The sequence below is a fragment of the Ruegeria sp. AH3 genome (assembly GCF_056536265.1).
Genome location: NZ_JBQFJL010000001.1, coordinates 2,389,773 through 2,406,179, shown reverse-complemented (window position 1 = coordinate 2,406,179; position 16,407 = coordinate 2,389,773). Strand labels below are relative to the sequence as shown.

The following is a 16,407-nucleotide window of genomic DNA, read 5'->3' as shown; positions in this document are numbered from 1 at the left end:
CACGCGAATTGGGATTCTTACGAACATGGCTGATCACAAGCACGGCGAGATGGACATCACCGTTCAGACCAAAACCTTCGATGGTTTCGTCAAATTCACCACCTGGTGCGTGGTGGCGATTGTCTTCCTTTGCATTTTCCTGGCGGTTTTTGCGTCCTAATCGGTCCCCGAGGCGCGTTCCGTGTTCAGGTTTCTGATAGCCTGCCTGTTGGCGGTGACCGTCGCGGGTTGCGCCGGTTCGCAGCGCCCGCAGGCAGATTCGTCTGAGATTGTGGCCCGATCCTATCGTGATCCGGGGCCATCGACGTTGACGCTCTATACCATGATCAGCACGCGCACCGGGTCAGGCGCGCATACATCGTTGATGATCAGCGGCAGCGAACGCGTGATCTTCGATCCTGCCGGGTCCTTCCGGGCGGATGTGGTTCCGATCAAGAACGATGTGCTTTATGGCATCACCCCGAATGTCGAACGGGCCTATCGCAGCAGCCATGCGCGCGAAACCCATTATGCCCGCATCCAGACCATCGAAGTGACCCCGCAACAAGCCGAGATTGCGCTGCAACTGGCCAAACAGATGGGGCCAGTGGCAGGGGCGTTCTGCGCGAACTCAACCTCGCAGCTGTTGCAGCAGGTACCGGGATTCGAGCAGATCAGCACGACCTTCTATCCGGTGAAACTGTCGGACCAATTCGGGCAGGTCCCGGGGGTTGTCACCACCGAGTATCGTGAGAGTGACTCGGCTGATCTGCAGCAGGGGCTGGCAGAAAACAACGCGCGGCTCAATCAGCTCGAAGCGACCTCAACCAACTAGATAAAGCAGACCATAGAGCGTGGCTGCGCCGGTAAAGATCGCCGCCAGCACATTCTTGGTAACGTACCCGACTGTCAGCGCCACTGCGGCTGCGGCCATGCGCGGCAAGTCCGGTTGCCCGTCGGTTGCCGATGGCCAGACCACAAGCGGCGCGATCAGGGCAGGGATAATCGCAACGGCGGTGTAACGCAGGTGGCGCAGCAGCCAGGGCGGCATCGGGCGATCTCCGACTAACCCGATGAAGGTGAATCGCAGAAGATAGCTTCCAACTGCCAGACCGATGATGATGATCCAGATAGTCACGTTGTCGATCTGGGTCATGGCTTGCTCCGCTCCAGCATCAGTTCGGCTTGCGCGCCGGCAATCATCCCGGCGGCACCTGCGATCAGAAGGCCAAGGTTAAACGGCACTGCGACGGTGAGCAGAGCAACCACAATCGCAACAAGTGCGGCAACCACATGCGCAAAGGTGCGCATCATCGGCCCGATCATGGCCAGAAACGTGATCGGCAAGGCAAAGTCCAGGGCCCAGCTTTCCGGGATCTGCGTGCCCAGCACCGCCCCCAGATAGGTGCCCAGAATCCAAAGTGGTGTGATCGGTGTGACCGAACCGACGAAATAGATCATGCGTTGGGGCACAGACATATCAGGTTCTTTTTCAAACCGGACCATCGAGCAGGCATAGGATTGATCGACAATCAGATAGGCTGCACAGGCGCGCTGCCACAATGGTGCCGCGCCCAAGTAAGGCGTCAGCGAGGCCGAATACATCGCGACCCGCAGGTTCACAGCCAGCGCTGAGATCAGGACGATCATTGTGGGGGTATTGTCCTGCAGCAATTGCAGCGCCGTGAATTGCGCCGCCCCGGCAAAGACGGTGGCGGAAAAGGCCAGTGTTTGAACGACATTAAACCCCGCCTCGGTCGCGAAAACGCCGAACAACAGACCAAAGGGCATCGCGACAAAGACAAACGGCGTTCCGTCGCGAAAACCTTTCCAGAAGTATGACTTGGATGTGGCAGAGGTCATGGCTAAATCCTATGGTGTTGCGAGCAGCAGTAGCCGTCTTGGGAAGGGGTTGCAATTGGCCACGGAATTGGACCTGTCAGACTATCTCATCGCGCCCGATCCGGGATCGGCCCGCCTGACCCGTGCCGTGGAAGGCGTGGATCAGAATGGTGAGGTCAGCCAGATCTCGGTGGTCGAGGAACGCCCGCTGACGATCTTTCTAAACTCGCAGGAAATCGTGACGGCGATGACCATTGGCGACTATCCCGAATATCTTGCGCTGGGGTTCCTGCGCAATCAGGGCATGCTGCTTGCGGATGATGAGATCACTCAGGTCGACTATGACGACGATCTGGAAACTGTGGTTGTGCGCACCGCGCGTGAAACCTCGTATGAAGACAAGCTGAAGAAAAAAACCCGCACGAGCGGATGTGCCGTGGGCACGGTCTTTGGTGACATGATGGAGGGGCTTGAGGGCGTGCGTCTGCCGCAGGTCTCGGTGCGCACTTCGTGGCTGTATGATCTGGCCGCCAAGATCAATCGCACTCCGTCGCTGTACCTTGAGGCCGGGGCGATTCATGGCACCGTGCTGTGCCGTGAAAACCGCCCGCTGGTCTATATGGAAGATGTGGGCCGCCACAACGCCGTCGACAAGATCGCGGGCTGGATGTTGTCCGAGGGTGAGGGGGCCGCGGACAAGATCCTTTATACGACCGGTCGTTTGACCTCGGAAATGGTGATCAAAACGGCGATGATGGGCATCCCGGTTCTGGCCTCGCGTTCCGGCTTCACCGCTTGGGGCGTCGAGATCGCGCGCGAGGTCGGCCTGACTCTGATCGGTCGGATGCGCGGGCAGCGGTTCGTGTGTTTGTCGGGTGAGGATCGTCTGGTGCGTGATGTGGACCCGGCGACTGTAGCGGTCGAGGATAAGAAACATCGCAGGAAGAGTGCCAATGGCTGAACAACTGCAAAAGCCGTTGGGCGTTATTCTGGCTGGTGGCCTCGCGACCCGCATGGGAGGAGGCGATAAGGGACTGTTGCAGATCGGCGGAATAAGCCTGCTGGATCGCGTGATAGACAGGCTGCGGCCTCAGGTGGACGGTCTGTCGCTCAACGCGAACGGGGACGCCTCTCGGTTCTCCGAGTTGGGCTTGCCCGTGATCGCAGATTCGATTGAAGGGTTCGCAGGACCGCTGGCCGGTGTTCTCGCAGGTCTCGATTGGGCCACTGAACAAGGCGCGCAATCCATCGTGACGGTTGCCGCGGATACACCGTTCTTTCCGCGTGATCTGGTGAGACAGTTGGTACGGGCTTCCGATGGGCAGAAATATCCCCTTGTACTTGCCACAACTCCGCGCACTGGCGATGAAGCATTGAAATCCGGCGGCGGCAAACGCGTGAACCGGCACCCGACCTTCGGCCTCTGGCCCGTCGCGTTGCGCGATGATCTGCGGGCGGCGCTGAAGGACGGGCTGCGCAAGGTGGTGCTTTGGACCGATCAGCACGATGGGCGCGAAGCCCTGTTTCCGGCCGAGCCCTTTGACCCCTTCTTCAACGTCAACACTCCCGATGATCTTGCCCGCGCCGAGACACTGTTGGAGCAGGCATGAGGATCTACGGCGTCACCGGCTGGAAAAACGCGGGCAAAACCGGGTTGATGGAGCGGTTGGTGGCTGAAATCACCGGTCGTGGTCTCACCGTTTCCACCGTGAAACACGCGCATCATTCCGTTGACGTCGACCAACCCGGCACCGACAGTTATCGCCACCGCGCGGCAGGCGCATCAGAGGTGCTGCTGGCCTCGGGGCAGCGCATCGCAGTGATGCAGGAACTGCGCGGCGCGCCGGAGCCGTCTTTGGCAGATCTGCTGGGCCGCCTCTCGCCGGTTGATCTGGTATTGATCGAAGGCTTCAAACGCGAATCCCATCCCAAGGTCGAGGCGTTTCGCGCTGTTGCGGACAACCCGCTGATCGCCCCCGGTGATCCATCCATTCGAGCGATTGCAAGCGATACTCTATTGGACACGGATCGTGTGGTTTTCGATCTGAACGACACCACCGCCATCGCGGATTTCATACTGAAAGAGGTCGGGTTATGAGCAAACCGGATATCACGCCTCCGCCCCTGCGCGACGATTGTTTTGCGCTGCCCGCCGGGGTGAAATGGACACCGGTCGATGACGCCTTGGCGCTATTGCGCGACCGTTTGACGGTGGTGACCGGGGTAGAAACCGTGCCTTTGATGCAGACCGTTGGGCGCATTCTGGCAGAAGATGTGATTGCCAAACGCTCCAATCCCCCGCTGCCGAATACGGCGGTGGATGGCTATGGCTTTGCCGGGGCCATACCCGAAGGCCCCTGCGTTATGCCGTTGATTGAAGGGCGGGCGGCCGCAGGCGTTCCGTTCGAAGGGGTAGTGCCGCAGGACCACGCGATCCGGGTTCTGACCGGGGCCGCTCTGCCAGAGGGTGTGGAGACAGTCATTCTGGAAGAGGACGTGACGGTTCAGGACGGTCACATTGCCTTTCACGGCCCGCTGAAACAGGGGGCCAATGCGCGAAAGGCGGGCGAAGACGTCGCCGAGGGTGACGTCGCGTTGGCCGCGGGGCGGTATGTCACGCCGGCGGATCTGGCGTTGATGTCGGCGGTAGGCATTAATGAGGTCCCGGTCCGTAAGGTCCTTCGCGTGGGTATTCTGTCCACAGGCGATGAATTGGTCGAACCGGGCGGCGCTGTGGGACCCGGGCAGATTTACGATGTCAATCGCCCGATGTTGCTGTCTCTGATGGCGCGTATGGGCTTCGATGCGGTCGATTTAGGGCGTGTGCCCGATGACCGGGACGCGTTGAAACAGCGACTGGACGACGCAGCGACGCAAGCTGACGTGATCCTGACCAGCGGCGGGGCTTCGGCGGGGGATGAGGACCATGTCTCGGCCCTGCTGCGTGAGGCGGGGGCGATGCAGGAATGGCGCATCGCGTTGAAACCGGGGCGGCCTTTGGCGCTGGGTATGTGGCAGGAAACTCCGGTATTTGGTCTGCCCGGCAACCCCGTGGCCGCGCTGGTCTGCACGCTGATCTTCGCCCGCCCCACATTAAGCCTGATGGCTGGTGCAGGATGGCAGGAACCGCAGGGCTTTGATGTGCCCGCCGCGTTCGAGAAACGCAAGAAACCGGGCCGTCGCGAGTACTTGCGCGCGCGAATTCGAGAGGGCCGAGTCGAGGTGTTCCGGTCCGAAGGCTCTGGCCGGATCAGCGGGCTCAGCTGGGCCGAGGGGCTGGTCGAGATCGAAGACGGCGCGCGCCATATTCAGCCGGGTGATCCAGTGCGGTTTTACCCCTACGGAAGCTTCGGTCTCTAAACGCCTTAGTCAAACGTCCCCGCCACGCGACCAACCAGCATGAAGGCTCGCGCCGTTCGGGTCTCACCCAGTGCAGTCAGTTCGGCGTCGCTGGCCTCGGGTTCGAAATCGGCGATCATGTGATCGAATCGGCGCAGGAAGTGATGGGCCGCATCGCGAAAGATCGGGTCCTGCTTCATCCGCGCCGCCGTCAGCGCCAGCGAGGACCGGTCGCGGATGCCGCCCAACGTGGCCACCGCCCGCCCGCGCTCGCCATGCGCAAACTGTCGCCAGACTTCAGGCCGGGCCATGTCGGGGCGCAAATCGTCCATATAGATCCCCTCCTGGCTGAGGAGGGTCAGAACGTCTTGCGAGGCCTGCACCAGCTTTGCCGCCTTGCGATCCTTCAGCGCAACGCGCAGAGCGTTGAAGCCTTCCTTGTCATCCTGGGTTTCCGGAAAGTTCAACGCACGGATGAATACATCCCGGGCCAGCGGCGGCGTGATCTCTTCCGCCGATGTGCCCAGCTCCAGCGAAGTCTGATTGGCAGGCTCAGACGATCGCTTGCCGGGCCGCGTCGGCTCGGCGCGGTTGGTCGAGAATGTGGCCAATGCACTTTCGGTTTTCTTGGCGGTCTCGGCAATTTCGTCCAGTTTTTTGCCAACCGTCGGCTCATAGGTGCTGGCCGCGCGCTGTTGCTGCGTGACATAGCTGTTGCGGATGGCATCGATCGCAGTCTGAAGCCGGGCGCTTTCCTCGCGCATGATCCGGCTGGCACGCATCGCCAGCGCCGCGACCCAGATCATCGCGACCGGCAGGAACACGGCCAGAGCCGTAACGATAAATCCGCCCTGTCCGGCGCCGGGCAGCACCAGAAACACCACGGCCACGACCAGCCACAACAGGCTGAGCGCACCTGCCGCGATTTCGATCCCGGTCACCGAAGGGGAACCGGGTCGGTCATAGATGCCCAGAGAGGTCGGTTTCTTATCTTCCGGATCAGGGTCGGTGTCGGACATGACGTGACGCTCCGGATCAGGCGTATTCGATGCTCAGAATTTCGTATGAGCGCACACCGCCGGGGGTGCGGACCTCGACGCTGTCGCCTTCATCCTTGCCGATCAGGGCGCGGGCGATAGGGGATTTGATATTCAGAAGGCCCGCTTCGATATTGGCCTCATATTCACCCACGATTTGCCAGGTCTTTTCCTCGTCGGTGTCTTCATCGACCAAAGTGACCTTGGCCCCGAACTTCACCGCGCCGGACAGCTTGGTCGGATCGATCACATCAACCAGCGACAGCACGCCCTCAAGTTCTTTGATGCGACCTTCGATAAAGCCCTGCTTTTCACGGGCCGAATGGTATTCGGCGTTTTCCTTCAGGTCGCCGAGTTCGCGCGCCGAGGCAATCGCCTCGATGATCGCCGGTCGCTCGACCGATTTGAGGTTCTTCAACTCTGCCTCGAGCGCGGCATTGCCCGCAGGCGTCATGGGGATTTTTTCCATAGTCTTGTCGTCCACGCAGAAATTGTGACGCCCCGCCGCAGGGTGATAGCGTCGGGGCGAAAGATGGGTCAGCAATTACCTGACCCAAATGAGGCGTGAATTGCAAGAGGGCAGGCGCGCCTTCTGGCGCAACCTGCAACTTAGCGCCGTTTTGGCGGCGGCATAGCTCGCCTATGACGGTGTCTCAGAAGGTCACCGCGCCGCCAGCGATGGGCGTCGGTTCCGAGCCAGAGCAGCTCAATCATACTGGACCACTTCGAATTCGATGCCATTGTCGTCGCGGAAATAGAACCTGCGGCCTGGCTCGTAATCGGCGTGATTGTGCGGCTCGAACCCGGCCTTTTTGACCTTCGCCTCGGTGGCATCCAGATCTTCGACCAGCACCCCCACATGGTTCAGGCCACCAACGATGTCATAGCTGCTGTTGTTCAGTGGCTTTGGATTGCCCGGGTTATAAAGCGCAAGGTAGGTGTGGGGCCCGCCCACATGCACGGTATAGCCGCCGGCTATGGCCGGACCCTCCCACCGCGTTTTCCAGTCAAAGACGTCCTGCATCCACGCCGCCGACGCCTTGGGGTCGCGGACCGTGAAGTTGGTGTGTTCAAGCGTTGCAATCATGGGAGCTCCTTTACGATTTGGCTTGTCCCGACTCACCGTAATTTCTAAACCTAACTTTAGGTCAAGGATTATTTATGAGGATGAGATGGCGGTTTCCGAGGGGCTTGCAATTGGCGCATTGGCCCGGCGCACTGGGCTGGCTGTTTCAGCTATCCGGTACTATGAGGCGCAAGGTCTGATCGCGCCCTGGCGCAATGCCGGAGGGCAACGCCGATACCAGCGGGCTGATATCCGGCGGCTGAGCTTCATTATGATTGCGCAACAGTTCGGCCTGACCCTGCCTGAGATACGTGAAGTGCTATCAGGCCTGCCGGGCAATCGAACACCCACACCACAGGATTGGAAAGACATCAGTCAGGGATTGCGCGCTCATCTCGACGCGCGAATCGATATTTTGATAAGGTTGCGCGACAATCTGGACGGATGCATCGGCTGCGGGTGTCTCAGCTTGCCCAAATGCAGGCTTTACAACCCCGATGACCGGGCCAAAACCCATGGCAGCGGCCCCAGATACCTGATGGGTGATGCGCCAGAGGCGTGAAGTGTCGAATAGAGGCATTGTTACGCCGTGTTTCGATTGACCTATGTCTTTCTCAGCATGTAATCAGCCGTGAAACAATATTGCGCCGACCACGCAGTGAAAGCGCCAATTCGGAAAGTTAGCTAGGGAGCCCGCGATGGCCGAGATTGAACGCGAAGCGATGGAATATGACGTGGTGATCGTGGGTGCAGGCCCCGCGGGCCTGTCAGCGGCCATCCGTCTGAAACAGCTGGATGCCGACTTGAATGTCGTGGTGCTGGAAAAAGGCTCGGAAGTGGGGGCGCATATCCTGTCGGGTGCGGTGCTGGACCCTTGCGGTCTGGACGCGCTGATCCCGGATTGGAAGGAAAAGGGCGCGCCGCTGAACGTGCCGGTGCATGAAGATAACTTCTACATGCTGGGTGAGGCCGGTAAGCTGCGCATCCCCAATTTCCCGATGCCGCCGCTGATGAACAACCACGGTAACTACATCGTGTCGATGGGCAATGTCTGCCGCTGGATGGCTGAACAGGCCGAAGAGCTGGGTGTTGAGATTTTCCCCGGCATGGCTTGCTCTGAAATGGTGTATGGCGAAAACGGCGAAGTCAAAGGCGTCGTGGCTGGTGTGTTTGGTCTGGAGCCCGATGGCTCCTACGGTCCCAACACCGAGCCGGGCATGGAGTTGCACGGCAAATACGTTTTCCTGTCGGAGGGCGTCCGGGGCTCTCTATCCAAGGAGGTTATCGCCAAATACGACCTGTCTGCGGGCAAAGAGCCGCAGAAATACGGCGTCGGCATGAAAGAGATCTGGGAGATCGACCCGGCCAAGCACAAAGAAGGCAGCGTCACGCACACCATGGGTTGGCCGCTGGGCAGCAATGCAGGCGGCGGGTCGTTCATCTATCATCTTGAAAACAATCAGGTCTATGTCGGTTTCGTGGTTCACCTGAACTACAAAAATCCGCATCTGTACCCTTACATGGAATTCCAGCGCTTCAAGCATCACCCGATGGTGGCCGAGCTGTTGAAAGGCGGAAAGCGCGTGGCTTACGGAGCGCGCGCAATCACCGAGGGTGGCTATCAGTCGATGCCGAAACTGGTTGCGCCGGGCGTGGCGCTGCTGGGCTGTTCTGCGGGCATGGTCAACGTGCCGCGCATCAAGGGCAACCACAACGCCATGCTGTCGGGTAAAGCCGCGGCTGAGGCCGCCTATGACGCCATCAAGACCGAGCGTTCGGGTGATGAGCTGACCGCTTATGAAACTGACGTGCGCGATGGTGCCATCGGCAGCGATCTGAAGAAGGTGCGCAACGTTAAACCGCTTTGGTCGAAATACGGCCTGACCGCCTCGCTAATGCTGGGCGGCATGGACATGTGGACCAACACGCTGGGCTTCTCTCTGCTGGGCACTCTGGGCCATGGCAAGAACGACGCGGAATCGACCGAGGATGCCAGCAAGCACCAGCCTATCGACTACCCGAAACCCGACGGCGTGTTGTCCTTCGACCGGCTGACCAACGTATCTTTCGCGGCGACCAACCACGAGGAAAGCCAGCCCTGCCATCTGCGGCTGGCCGACCCGGAAATCCCGGTCAAAGTGAACCTGCCCAAGTTCGATGAACCGGCGCAGCGTTACTGCCCCGCAGGCGTGTACGAGATGGTCGAGGATGAGAACGGTCCGCGATTCGTCATCAACTTCCAAAACTGCGTCCACTGCAAAACCTGCGACATCAAGGATCCCAGCCAGAATATCACCTGGACCACGCCGCAGGGCGGGGATGGCCCGAACTATCCCAACATGTAAGCGAAAAGACGGGCTCTGGCAGGGTCGTGAAGGCTCTGCCATTGCCTCTTGCCTGCCGAAGCCCTAGCTTATCGTACATTCAATGATAGCAAGGCAGATATCGGTGGTTTCCCTGGTTCGACGCACGGCACTGGCCGTGATCCTCAGCTCCGCAATGACGCTTCCCGCGATGGCGGATACGGGTTCGTATCTGGCCGGTCGGCAGGCGATCTATCAGAGCGACTATCCTGCGGCAGAACGCTATTATTCTCAGGCGCTGAAGACCGACCCCCAAAACGCCAAGCTGCTTGAGAATGTCGTGGTGGCACGGCTTGCTCTTGGCCAGATCAAGCGCGCGCTGCCCGTGGCAGAAACCATTGAGGCCAACGGCCTGCCGAGCCAGGCGGCGCGGATGGTCATTTCCGCCAACCTGATTGCAGATGGCGCGCTCGAAGAGCTTCTGGCCCGTGATCCCGAGACGCAAGGCGTTGGCCCACTGGTTGACGGGCTGATGGCCGCCTGGGCCTATATGGACCAGGGTGCCATGACCAAAGCGATGGAGCAGTTTGATCTTGTTTCAACGCAGGAAGGTCTGAAGGATTTCGCGCTTTATCACAAAGCCGTGGCGCTGGCATCGATTGGCGATTTCGAAGGGGCCGAGGCGATCTTTGCGGCCAATGACGGAACCGTCGCCCGGCTGTCGCGCCGCGCCGCGCTGGCACGGGCCGAGGTTCTGTCACAGCTGGATCGGAACACGGATGCGCTGCAATTTCTTGACGATGTCTTTGCTGCGGGAAGCGACCCAACCATTGAAAACTATGTCGCGCAGCTGACCGACGGGCAAACTCTGCCCTTTACCCATGTGGGCTCGGCGCAGGATGGCATGGCCGAGGTGTTCTTCTCGGTTGGCGCCGCGCTCAGCGCCGAGGCGTCGCCGGATTATGTCCTGCTCTATGCCCGTATCGCGATGTTCCTGCGCCCCGACCATATTGACGCCATTCTGCTGAGCGCTGAACTGCTGGACGGGCTTGAGCAATATGATCAGGCTGTTGACGTCTATCGTCAGGTGCCGCCGGAAAGCAGTGACTATCACGCCGCTGAGCTTGGTCGCGCCGAAGTGCTCAGCCGATCAGAGCGCAAAGACGCAGCTGCAGAGGTGCTGCAGAACCTGGCCGCGCAAAACCCCGATCTGCCCGGTGTACATGTAGCGCTGGCCGATTTGCGCCGTCAGCAGGAGGATTATGCTGAGGCGGTGACATCATATGACCGCGCGATTGACCTGACCGAGGATGGCATCAGCGGCAGCTGGTTCCTGCACTATGCCCGTGGAATCTCGCACGAGCGGCTCAAGAATTGGGACGAGGCCGAAACCGACTTCCGCCGCGCGCTGGAGCTGAACCCGGATCAGCCGCAGGTGCTGAATTATCTGGGTTACTCGCTGGTTGAGCGGCAGGAAAAGCTGGACGAAGCGCTTGAGATGATTGAACGCGCCGTCGCTGCACGCCCGGACAGCGGGTATATCGTCGACAGTTTGGGCTGGGTCCTGTTCCGTCTGGGGCGCTATGAAGAAGCGGTGGATCATATGGAGCGTGCGGTCGAACTGATGCCGGTCGATCCGGTGGTCAACGACCATCTGGGCGATGTCTACTGGGCCGTGGGCCGTGCCCGCGAAGCCGAATTCCAGTGGAAACGCGCCCTGTCCTTCATTGATCCCGAAGACACCGATGGCGAGGCCGATCCTGAACGCATCCGCCGCAAGATCGAGGCCGGGCTGGACGTGGTGTTGCAGGAAGAAGGCGCTGAGCCCCTGAAGGTAGCCAATGAAGGCTGAGGCGTTTGCGCCCGCCAAGATCAACCTGACCCTGCATGTGACCGGCCAGCGCGCGGATGGCTATCATCTGCTGGACTCGCTGGTTGTTTTCGCCGATGTCGGAGATCGTCTGACGCTAACTTCTGGGCCGGATTTGACGTTGGATGTCAGCGGAGAGTTTGCCGATGGCGTGCCCTGTGACGCGCGCAATCTGGTGTGGCAGGCGGCTGAAGCCGTCGGGTGGACAGGGCAAATCCAACTGGAAAAACACTTGCCCCATGGCGGCGGTATTGGCGGCGGGTCCACGGACGCAGCGGCGGTCCTGCGCAGTTTGACCGCCCAAGGGGCAAAAATGGCCGACACCGTTCCGGTTTCACTGGGTGCCGATGTTCCGGTCTGTGTCCAGGCCTCGGCGGCGCGAATGCGTGGGATCGGCGATCAGATCGAACCGATTACTTTGCCGCCCTTGCCCGCGCTTCTGGTCAATCCGGGTATTCCGGTTCCGACCGGGCCGGTCTTTTCCGCTCTGCAGAGGCGAGACAACGCGCCGATGCCTGCAATGATTCCCGCGTTTGCAACACCGGAAGACTGCGCTGAGTGGTTACTGGGTCAGCGGAACGATCTGGAGGCACCTGCGGCATCCGTGACACCCGAAATCCCGGATGTCCTTGATGCACTGAGCGAGACACGAGACGTGTTTCTGACGCGCATGTCAGGCTCAGGTTCGACCTGTTTCGCGCTTTATCCAACGCTGAAAGCTGCTCATTTTGCGGCCTATGAAATCGGCGCGGCGCACCCTGAATGGTGGTGCCGTGCCGTGACGCTTAGTTGAGGCGCGAAACAACGTAGTCTGCGAGATCACCCAACAAGCTGCGGATTTCATGATCGGGCAGTGCCGCAAGTGCTGCCTTGGCCTTGGCGGCCCAGCCAAAGGCATCAGCGCGCGTCGCGTCCAGCGTGCCGTATTTCGCCATCAGCGACAGGGCATGATCCAGATCGCCGTCTTCCTGACGTCCGCGACCAATCGTACGCTCCCAGAAGGCGTGCTCTTCGGCGGTGGCCTGCGCCACGGCCTTGATCACGGGCAGGGTCAGTTTACGTTCGCGGAAATCGTCGCCTACATTCTTACCCGTCGCCGCGCTATTGCCTTGATAATCCAGCAGATCATCAGCGATCTGGAATGCAATTCCCAGTGCATCTCCGTAGTCGTACAGCGCCTTGACCTGCGCTTCAGACGCGCCAGCGATGACGCCACCCACTTCGGTTGCAGCAGAAAACAACGCCGCCGTCTTGCCGCGCACCACTTGCAGATACACGCCCTCATCCGTGCCCAGATCAGTGGCTGCCGTCATCTGAAGCACCTCACCTTCGGCAATGGTCGCCGAGGCATTGGCCAGAATGTCCAGAACCCGCAATGATCCGGTTTCGACCATCAGCTGGAAACTGCGGGAAAACAGGTAATCGCCAACCAGTACGCTGGATTTGTTGTCCCACAGCAGGTTCGCGGTAGGACGCCCGCGCCGCTGCCCGCTTTCATCAACTACATCGTCATGTAGCAGGGTCGCGGTGTGAATGAACTCGACCGTTGCAGCAAGTTTGACATGATGATCGCCGGAATAGCCGAACAACTGCGCCGCAGCCAATGTCAGCATCGGGCGCAGGCGCTTACCGCCAGCTTCGACAAGATGGGCGGTCACTTCGGGGATGCGCGGGGCATGTTCCGACGCCATACGCGTCCGAATCAGCGTGTTGACCGCTGCCATTTCATCCGCCAGCATCTCTGCCAGACGTTCATGCGGTTTCGAGATTGTGCCGACGTCCATCACACTCCTGATACAAGGCTCGACTTCCGGCTCACCTTGCCCTTACATCCATCCCCATGAAAGAACTATTGCGCAGTACCGATCCGACAATCCTGGCTTTTGCAACGGCTCTCCTTGAAGGCGAGGATATAGACTGCTTTCAGATGGACGTAAATATGAGCATCCTCGAAGGTGGCATCGGAATCTTCCCTCGCCGCCTGATGGTGCGGGCCGACGATCTGAACCGTGCCGAGCGAGTCATGCGTGACAATGAGATCCCGCTGGGGCGATGAAGAGTTTTCCCGACAGCGATCTGACCTGCAATGATTTTTTGGGCGGCCGCGTACGGTTATGGCAACCGCGCTCGGGATATCGGGCGGGGGTTGATCCGGTCCTGCTGGCCGCGTCCGTCCCCGTGCATGCGGGCCAGACGGTGTTGGAGCTGGGCTGCGGGGCCGGTGCCGCCATTCAATGCCTGATGGCCCGCGTGCCGCAATTGCAGGCGACTGGGGTCGAGCTGCAGCAGGCATATGCGGAACTGGCGCGCCGGAATGCGGATGACAACGCTGCACTGACCGTGGTCGAGGCCGATCTGAATGCCTTGCCAGATGACCTGCGCCAGATGCAGTTCGATCACGTCATTGCCAATCCCCCGTATTATCGCGCCGGAGCGCACAGCCCGTCCACAGACCCGGGGCGTAGGGCCGCATTGGGCGAGGATACGCCGTTGCAGGATTGGATCGATGTTGCCGCCCGGCGGCTGGCTCCGCGCGGGTATCTGCACATGATTCAGAAAGCCGACCGTTTGCCCGATATTCTGGCAGGCTGTGCGGGTCGCTTGGGCTCGGTCGAGGTGCTGCCATTGTCGCCCCGCATAAATCGTGCGGCCGAGCTGGTGATCCTGCGCGCCAGAAAAGGTGGGCGCGCTGCATTCCGGCTGCATGCACCGCTGGTGCTGCATACGGGGGACCGGCATGTTCAGGATGGCGAAAGCTATACGCCTCAGGTCTCGGCCGTGTTGCGGGATGGGGCGGCTTTGACGGGGTTGTTCGACTGATCGGCAATGACCAGCCGAATTTGTCGGATTTATTACAGATTCTGTGCGACTGCAGCGTGACAGGCTGGAAATGATGTGATCAACTTCTTACGTGACACTTACAAACCAGAGAAGGAGGACCGCCATGAGCGTGAGCGCACATCTGACGGAGTTGAAGAAGAAACATGAAATTCTCGGTCTTGAAGTGGAAGAAGCGCAACGCTCACCTGGTATCGACGATCTCCATATCGCCCAGCTCAAGAAACAGAAGCTGAAGCTTAAAGAAGAGATCGAGCGCCTGTCGGCTTAAGCCTTCAGGCTGGCGCGGGCCGCGATGGCAGCGCCACCGGTGACAAACAAAGCCGCGGTCGCCAGACCCCAGGACGGGGCGGCGATCCCGGCCAGAACCAAGACCAGCGTGGAAAGCAAAGGGGCCGCGTACGAGGCGGTGCCAAGGATTTGAATATCCCCGCGCTTGACGCCGATATCCCATACATAGAACGCCAAGCCCACCGGCCCCAGCCCCAGCGCGAGGGTTGAGCCCCAGCCCAACGCGGTCTGTGGCCAGACGGTTTCTTCTACCGCGAAATGCAAGATCCATGAGGCAACAGCCGTCAATACGCAGAACACCGCGACCGAGCTTGTAGGGACATCGCCCAGACGACGCGACAGGACCGAGTAGCTTGACCATGTCAGTGCGCACAGCAAAGCCAACCCATAGCCGGGTAGGTGCTGTATCTGAAACCCCGCACTGCCCCCGCCGGTGATGATGACGGCGGCCCCGGCAAAGCCAAGGCATGCCCCGATCAGATGGCCAGGTTTCAGCTGCTCACCGGGTAGCAGGCCAGACAGCAGCACAATCAATAGGGGCCAGAGATAGGCAATCAGCCCCGCCTCGGCCGCAGGGGCCATGCGCAAGGCCGAGAAATAGAGCGCATGGTAGCCAAAAAGTCCAATCGTTCCGAATAGATAGGTGGTCCACGCGATCTGACGGAGCTGCCCGACGCCGCCACTCGCAACAGTCCAGATCAGGCCCAACGTACCGCCGATCGAAAAGCAGATTGCGTTCAGCAACAGAGGCGGAGTCGGGGCAGAGCCTACCGTGAACAGGGCCAGCAAGGACCAGAGCAACACAGCGACAAAGCCGATTGCAGTCGCAGCCATTTTACTCATTCAGTGGACACCTTCTCGACCGGGATGATTTCGAACTCATCGGATATATGCGCGGTCTTTTCAATCTCGGATATGAACCAGTCGCGGAACGCCGCGATCTGGGGTCGTTTTTCCGCTCCTTGCAGACACAGAAAGCGAAAGCGCCCGGCGGTTTCCAGCGCCACTTTGAACGGTGCCACCAAACGACCTTCGGTCAGGTCTTTCAGGATCATCGCGCGCCGCCCCAGCACCACGCCAACTCCAGCCACAGCGGCGTCGATGGCGTGATCCGCGTTCGAAAAATGCGCGCCATGGGTCGGCGTGAAATCCAGGCCTACGGCGCGGAACCATGCGGGCCAGTCGCAGCGCGGTTTTAGAAAACTGATCGAATCGTCGTGGATCAGAGGGGCGTCTCGCAGAGACTCGGGTGTCGAGAATTGTTCCGCCAGTTCCGGCGTCATCACTGGCGTCAGCCATTCCCTGCGGACGGGAACGGAATACAGGCCCTCATCGGGTCCGTATCCAAAGCGGATCGCCACGTCCACGTCATCGCGTTCCAGATCCATGTTGCGTAATGTGGCCGAGAACTTCAGGTCAATCCCAGGATTGGCCCGGGCGAATTCGTACAGGCGTGGTGCTAGCCACTTAGCCGTCAGGGCGGGGCCAGCGGTGACTGTCAGGCTGGTTTCATCCTGCAGTCGCCGCGTTGCCTGCCACGCGGCCTGCAGCGCAGCAAAACCATCCGCAGTTCCCGGAGCAAGCGTTCGCCCGGCCTCAGTCAGTTCCACTGCGCGGTTGAGGCGACGAAACAGGGGGTGACCCAGATGCTCCTCTAACGATTTGATCTGAAAGGACAGCGCGGCCGGGGTCACGTTCAACTCATCCGCGGCTTTGGCGAATGACATATTTCGTGCTGCGGCATCGAAGGCGCGCAAAGCGGTGAGAGGGGGCAGGCGGTCGGACATCTCGGTTAAATATTTCTGAACTGAAGTGGCGAAAACTCTCGTTTGTGCAGTTTAA

21 protein-coding genes are annotated in these 16,407 nt (G+C 60.1%); 13 read left to right on the top strand and 8 right to left on the bottom strand.

What is annotated here, in order from left to right; all coding sequences use genetic code 11:
* Positions 1–25 precede the first annotated feature (25 nt).
* Together ACR3EM_RS12150 and ACR3EM_RS12145 are read left to right on the top strand one after the other, a co-directional pair.
* Positions 26–160: an aa3-type cytochrome c oxidase subunit IV gene (locus tag ACR3EM_RS12150; protein WP_480470947.1), complete on the top strand. Its 135-nt coding sequence runs from the start codon at positions 26–28 to the stop codon at positions 158–160.
* A 21-nt stretch (positions 161–181) separates the two neighbouring features.
* Entirely contained in the window at positions 182–814 is a 633-nt protein-coding gene (locus ACR3EM_RS12145; protein ID WP_480470946.1) for a hypothetical protein, read from the top strand.
* Here the strand turns inward: ACR3EM_RS12145 and ACR3EM_RS12140 are convergent.
* Together ACR3EM_RS12140 and ACR3EM_RS12135 are read right to left on the bottom strand one after the other, a co-directional pair.
* Positions 803–1,135: an AzlD domain-containing protein gene (locus ACR3EM_RS12140; protein WP_480470945.1), complete on the bottom strand. Its 333-nt coding sequence runs from the start codon at positions 1,133–1,135 to the stop codon at positions 803–805. The two genes, ACR3EM_RS12145 and ACR3EM_RS12140, sit on opposite strands and share 12 nt — an antisense overlap.
* Positions 1,132–1,842 (bottom strand): AzlC family ABC transporter permease, encoded by a 711-nt coding sequence (locus ACR3EM_RS12135; RefSeq protein ID WP_480470944.1) that lies wholly within the window; start codon positions 1,840–1,842, stop codon positions 1,132–1,134. Before ACR3EM_RS12135 ends, ACR3EM_RS12140 begins: the two co-directional genes overlap by 4 nt.
* On the opposite strand from ACR3EM_RS12135, the gene ACR3EM_RS12130 reads away from it, so the two are divergent.
* The 4 genes from ACR3EM_RS12130 to ACR3EM_RS12115 are packed head-to-tail and all read left to right on the top strand — an operon-like array spanning position 1,841 to position 5,181.
* Positions 1,841–2,782: a formate dehydrogenase accessory sulfurtransferase FdhD gene (locus ACR3EM_RS12130; RefSeq protein ID WP_480470943.1), complete on the top strand. Its 942-nt coding sequence runs from the start codon at positions 1,841–1,843 to the stop codon at positions 2,780–2,782. The genes ACR3EM_RS12135 and ACR3EM_RS12130 overlap by 2 nt on opposite strands.
* Positions 2,775–3,431, top strand: a complete 657-nt coding sequence (gene mobA, locus ACR3EM_RS12125) for a molybdenum cofactor guanylyltransferase MobA (RefSeq protein ID WP_480470942.1) — start codon at positions 2,775–2,777, stop codon at positions 3,429–3,431. The genes ACR3EM_RS12130 and mobA overlap by 8 nt, the downstream gene beginning before the upstream one ends.
* Complete coding sequence (mobB, locus tag ACR3EM_RS12120) at positions 3,428–3,919, top strand: molybdopterin-guanine dinucleotide biosynthesis protein B (RefSeq protein WP_480470941.1); 492 nt, start codon at positions 3,428–3,430, stop codon at positions 3,917–3,919. Before mobA ends, mobB begins: the two co-directional genes overlap by 4 nt.
* Complete coding sequence (locus ACR3EM_RS12115; protein ID WP_480470940.1) at positions 3,916–5,181, top strand: molybdenum cofactor synthesis domain-containing protein; 1,266 nt, start codon at positions 3,916–3,918, stop codon at positions 5,179–5,181. Before mobB ends, ACR3EM_RS12115 begins: the two co-directional genes overlap by 4 nt.
* Positions 5,182–5,186: 5 nt before the next feature.
* Here ACR3EM_RS12115 and ACR3EM_RS12110 read toward each other — a convergent pair whose 3' ends face one another.
* From ACR3EM_RS12110 to ACR3EM_RS12100, 3 genes are all read right to left on the bottom strand, one after another.
* Positions 5,187–6,179: a hypothetical protein gene (locus tag ACR3EM_RS12110; protein ID WP_480470939.1), complete on the bottom strand. Its 993-nt coding sequence runs from the start codon at positions 6,177–6,179 to the stop codon at positions 5,187–5,189.
* Positions 6,180–6,195: 16 nt separating this feature from the next.
* Positions 6,196–6,666 carry a transcription elongation factor GreA gene (gene greA / locus ACR3EM_RS12105; protein WP_480470938.1) on the bottom strand — a complete coding sequence of 157 codons (471 nt, stop codon included), beginning with the start codon at positions 6,664–6,666 and terminating at the stop codon, positions 6,196–6,198.
* 237 nt (positions 6,667–6,903) lie between these two features.
* Positions 6,904–7,284, bottom strand: coding sequence for a VOC family protein (locus ACR3EM_RS12100; protein WP_480470937.1), 381 nt, complete (start codon positions 7,282–7,284; stop codon positions 6,904–6,906).
* An 85-nt stretch (positions 7,285–7,369) separates the two neighbouring features.
* Between ACR3EM_RS12100 and soxR the strand changes: the two genes are divergently transcribed.
* The 4 genes from soxR (at position 7,370) to ACR3EM_RS12080 (ending at position 12,229) form a co-directional block, all read left to right on the top strand.
* Complete coding sequence (gene soxR / locus ACR3EM_RS12095; RefSeq protein ID WP_480470936.1) at positions 7,370–7,825, top strand: redox-sensitive transcriptional activator SoxR; 456 nt, start codon at positions 7,370–7,372, stop codon at positions 7,823–7,825.
* 136 nt (positions 7,826–7,961) lie between these two features.
* Positions 7,962–9,608, top strand: a complete 1,647-nt coding sequence (locus tag ACR3EM_RS12090) for an electron transfer flavoprotein-ubiquinone oxidoreductase (protein ID WP_480470935.1) — start codon at positions 7,962–7,964, stop codon at positions 9,606–9,608.
* Between the two features lie 154 nt (positions 9,609–9,762).
* The gene (locus ACR3EM_RS12085; protein ID WP_480471922.1) at positions 9,763–11,418 is read left to right on the top strand and encodes a tetratricopeptide repeat protein; all 1,656 of its coding nucleotides are present in this window, start codon (positions 9,763–9,765) and stop codon (positions 11,416–11,418) included.
* Positions 11,408–12,229, top strand: coding sequence for a 4-(cytidine 5'-diphospho)-2-C-methyl-D-erythritol kinase (locus tag ACR3EM_RS12080; RefSeq protein ID WP_480470934.1), 822 nt, complete (start codon positions 11,408–11,410; stop codon positions 12,227–12,229). Before ACR3EM_RS12085 ends, ACR3EM_RS12080 begins: the two co-directional genes overlap by 11 nt.
* On the opposite strand, the gene ACR3EM_RS12075 is transcribed toward ACR3EM_RS12080, so the two are convergent.
* Positions 12,222–13,220, bottom strand: a complete 999-nt coding sequence (locus ACR3EM_RS12075; protein WP_480470933.1) for a polyprenyl synthetase family protein — start codon at positions 13,218–13,220, stop codon at positions 12,222–12,224. The genes ACR3EM_RS12080 and ACR3EM_RS12075 overlap by 8 nt on opposite strands.
* Positions 13,221–13,276: 56 nt before the next feature.
* Here ACR3EM_RS12075 and ACR3EM_RS12070 point away from each other — a divergent pair, with 56 nt between their 5' ends.
* From ACR3EM_RS12070 to ACR3EM_RS12060, 3 genes are all read left to right on the top strand, one after another.
* Positions 13,277–13,492 carry a putative signal transducing protein gene (locus tag ACR3EM_RS12070; RefSeq protein ID WP_480470932.1) on the top strand — a complete coding sequence of 72 codons (216 nt, stop codon included), beginning with the start codon at positions 13,277–13,279 and terminating at the stop codon, positions 13,490–13,492.
* Positions 13,489–14,256, top strand: coding sequence for a tRNA1(Val) (adenine(37)-N6)-methyltransferase (locus ACR3EM_RS12065; RefSeq protein WP_480470931.1), 768 nt, complete (start codon positions 13,489–13,491; stop codon positions 14,254–14,256). Before ACR3EM_RS12070 ends, ACR3EM_RS12065 begins: the two co-directional genes overlap by 4 nt.
* Positions 14,257–14,380: 124 nt before the next feature.
* The gene (locus tag ACR3EM_RS12060; RefSeq protein ID WP_010443648.1) at positions 14,381–14,545 is read left to right on the top strand and encodes a YdcH family protein; all 165 of its coding nucleotides are present in this window, start codon (positions 14,381–14,383) and stop codon (positions 14,543–14,545) included.
* On the opposite strand, the gene yddG is transcribed toward ACR3EM_RS12060, so the two are convergent.
* Positions 14,542–15,408 carry an aromatic amino acid exporter YddG gene (yddG, locus tag ACR3EM_RS12055; protein WP_480470930.1) on the bottom strand — a complete coding sequence of 289 codons (867 nt, stop codon included), beginning with the start codon at positions 15,406–15,408 and terminating at the stop codon, positions 14,542–14,544. The genes ACR3EM_RS12060 and yddG overlap by 4 nt on opposite strands.
* Positions 15,405–16,352 (bottom strand): transcriptional regulator GcvA, encoded by a 948-nt coding sequence (locus ACR3EM_RS12050; RefSeq protein ID WP_480470929.1) that lies wholly within the window; start codon positions 16,350–16,352, stop codon positions 15,405–15,407. The genes yddG and ACR3EM_RS12050 overlap by 4 nt, the downstream gene beginning before the upstream one ends.
* Between the last annotated feature and the right edge of the window lie 55 nt (positions 16,353–16,407).

Excerpts from the sequence above, each read along its gene's own strand:
- ACR3EM_RS12150 (WP_480470947.1), top strand. The coding sequence starts at position 26 with ATGGCTGATCACAAGCACGGCGAGATGGACATCACCGTTCAGACCAAA.
- ACR3EM_RS12115 (WP_480470940.1), top strand. The coding sequence starts at position 3,916 with ATGAGCAAACCGGATATCACGCCTCCGCCCCTGCGCGACGATTGTTTT.
- ACR3EM_RS12075 (WP_480470933.1), bottom strand. The coding sequence starts at position 13,220 with ATGGACGTCGGCACAATCTCGAAACCGCATGAACGTCTGGCAGAGATG.
- ACR3EM_RS12110 (WP_480470939.1), bottom strand. The coding sequence starts at position 6,179 with ATGTCCGACACCGACCCTGATCCGGAAGATAAGAAACCGACCTCTCTG.
- soxR (WP_480470936.1), top strand. The coding sequence starts at position 7,370 with ATGGCGGTTTCCGAGGGGCTTGCAATTGGCGCATTGGCCCGGCGCACT.
- ACR3EM_RS12085 (WP_480471922.1), top strand. The coding sequence starts at position 9,763 with ATGACGCTTCCCGCGATGGCGGATACGGGTTCGTATCTGGCCGGTCGG.
- ACR3EM_RS12135 (WP_480470944.1), bottom strand. The coding sequence starts at position 1,842 with ATGACCTCTGCCACATCCAAGTCATACTTCTGGAAAGGTTTTCGCGAC.
- mobA (WP_480470942.1), top strand. The coding sequence starts at position 2,775 with ATGGCTGAACAACTGCAAAAGCCGTTGGGCGTTATTCTGGCTGGTGGC.
- ACR3EM_RS12080 (WP_480470934.1), top strand. The coding sequence starts at position 11,408 with ATGAAGGCTGAGGCGTTTGCGCCCGCCAAGATCAACCTGACCCTGCAT.
- ACR3EM_RS12065 (WP_480470931.1), top strand. The coding sequence starts at position 13,489 with ATGAAGAGTTTTCCCGACAGCGATCTGACCTGCAATGATTTTTTGGGC.
- ACR3EM_RS12050 (WP_480470929.1), bottom strand. The coding sequence starts at position 16,352 with ATGTCCGACCGCCTGCCCCCTCTCACCGCTTTGCGCGCCTTCGATGCC.
- yddG (WP_480470930.1), bottom strand. The coding sequence starts at position 15,408 with ATGAGTAAAATGGCTGCGACTGCAATCGGCTTTGTCGCTGTGTTGCTC.
- ACR3EM_RS12070 (WP_480470932.1), top strand. The coding sequence starts at position 13,277 with ATGAAAGAACTATTGCGCAGTACCGATCCGACAATCCTGGCTTTTGCA.
- ACR3EM_RS12100 (WP_480470937.1), bottom strand. The coding sequence starts at position 7,284 with ATGATTGCAACGCTTGAACACACCAACTTCACGGTCCGCGACCCCAAG.
- ACR3EM_RS12090 (WP_480470935.1), top strand. The coding sequence starts at position 7,962 with ATGGCCGAGATTGAACGCGAAGCGATGGAATATGACGTGGTGATCGTG.
- mobB (WP_480470941.1), top strand. The coding sequence starts at position 3,428 with ATGAGGATCTACGGCGTCACCGGCTGGAAAAACGCGGGCAAAACCGGG.
- ACR3EM_RS12140 (WP_480470945.1), bottom strand. The coding sequence starts at position 1,135 with ATGACCCAGATCGACAACGTGACTATCTGGATCATCATCATCGGTCTG.
- ACR3EM_RS12130 (WP_480470943.1), top strand. The coding sequence starts at position 1,841 with ATGGCTAAATCCTATGGTGTTGCGAGCAGCAGTAGCCGTCTTGGGAAG.
- ACR3EM_RS12060 (WP_010443648.1), top strand. The coding sequence starts at position 14,381 with ATGAGCGTGAGCGCACATCTGACGGAGTTGAAGAAGAAACATGAAATT.
- greA (WP_480470938.1), bottom strand. The coding sequence starts at position 6,666 with ATGGAAAAAATCCCCATGACGCCTGCGGGCAATGCCGCGCTCGAGGCA.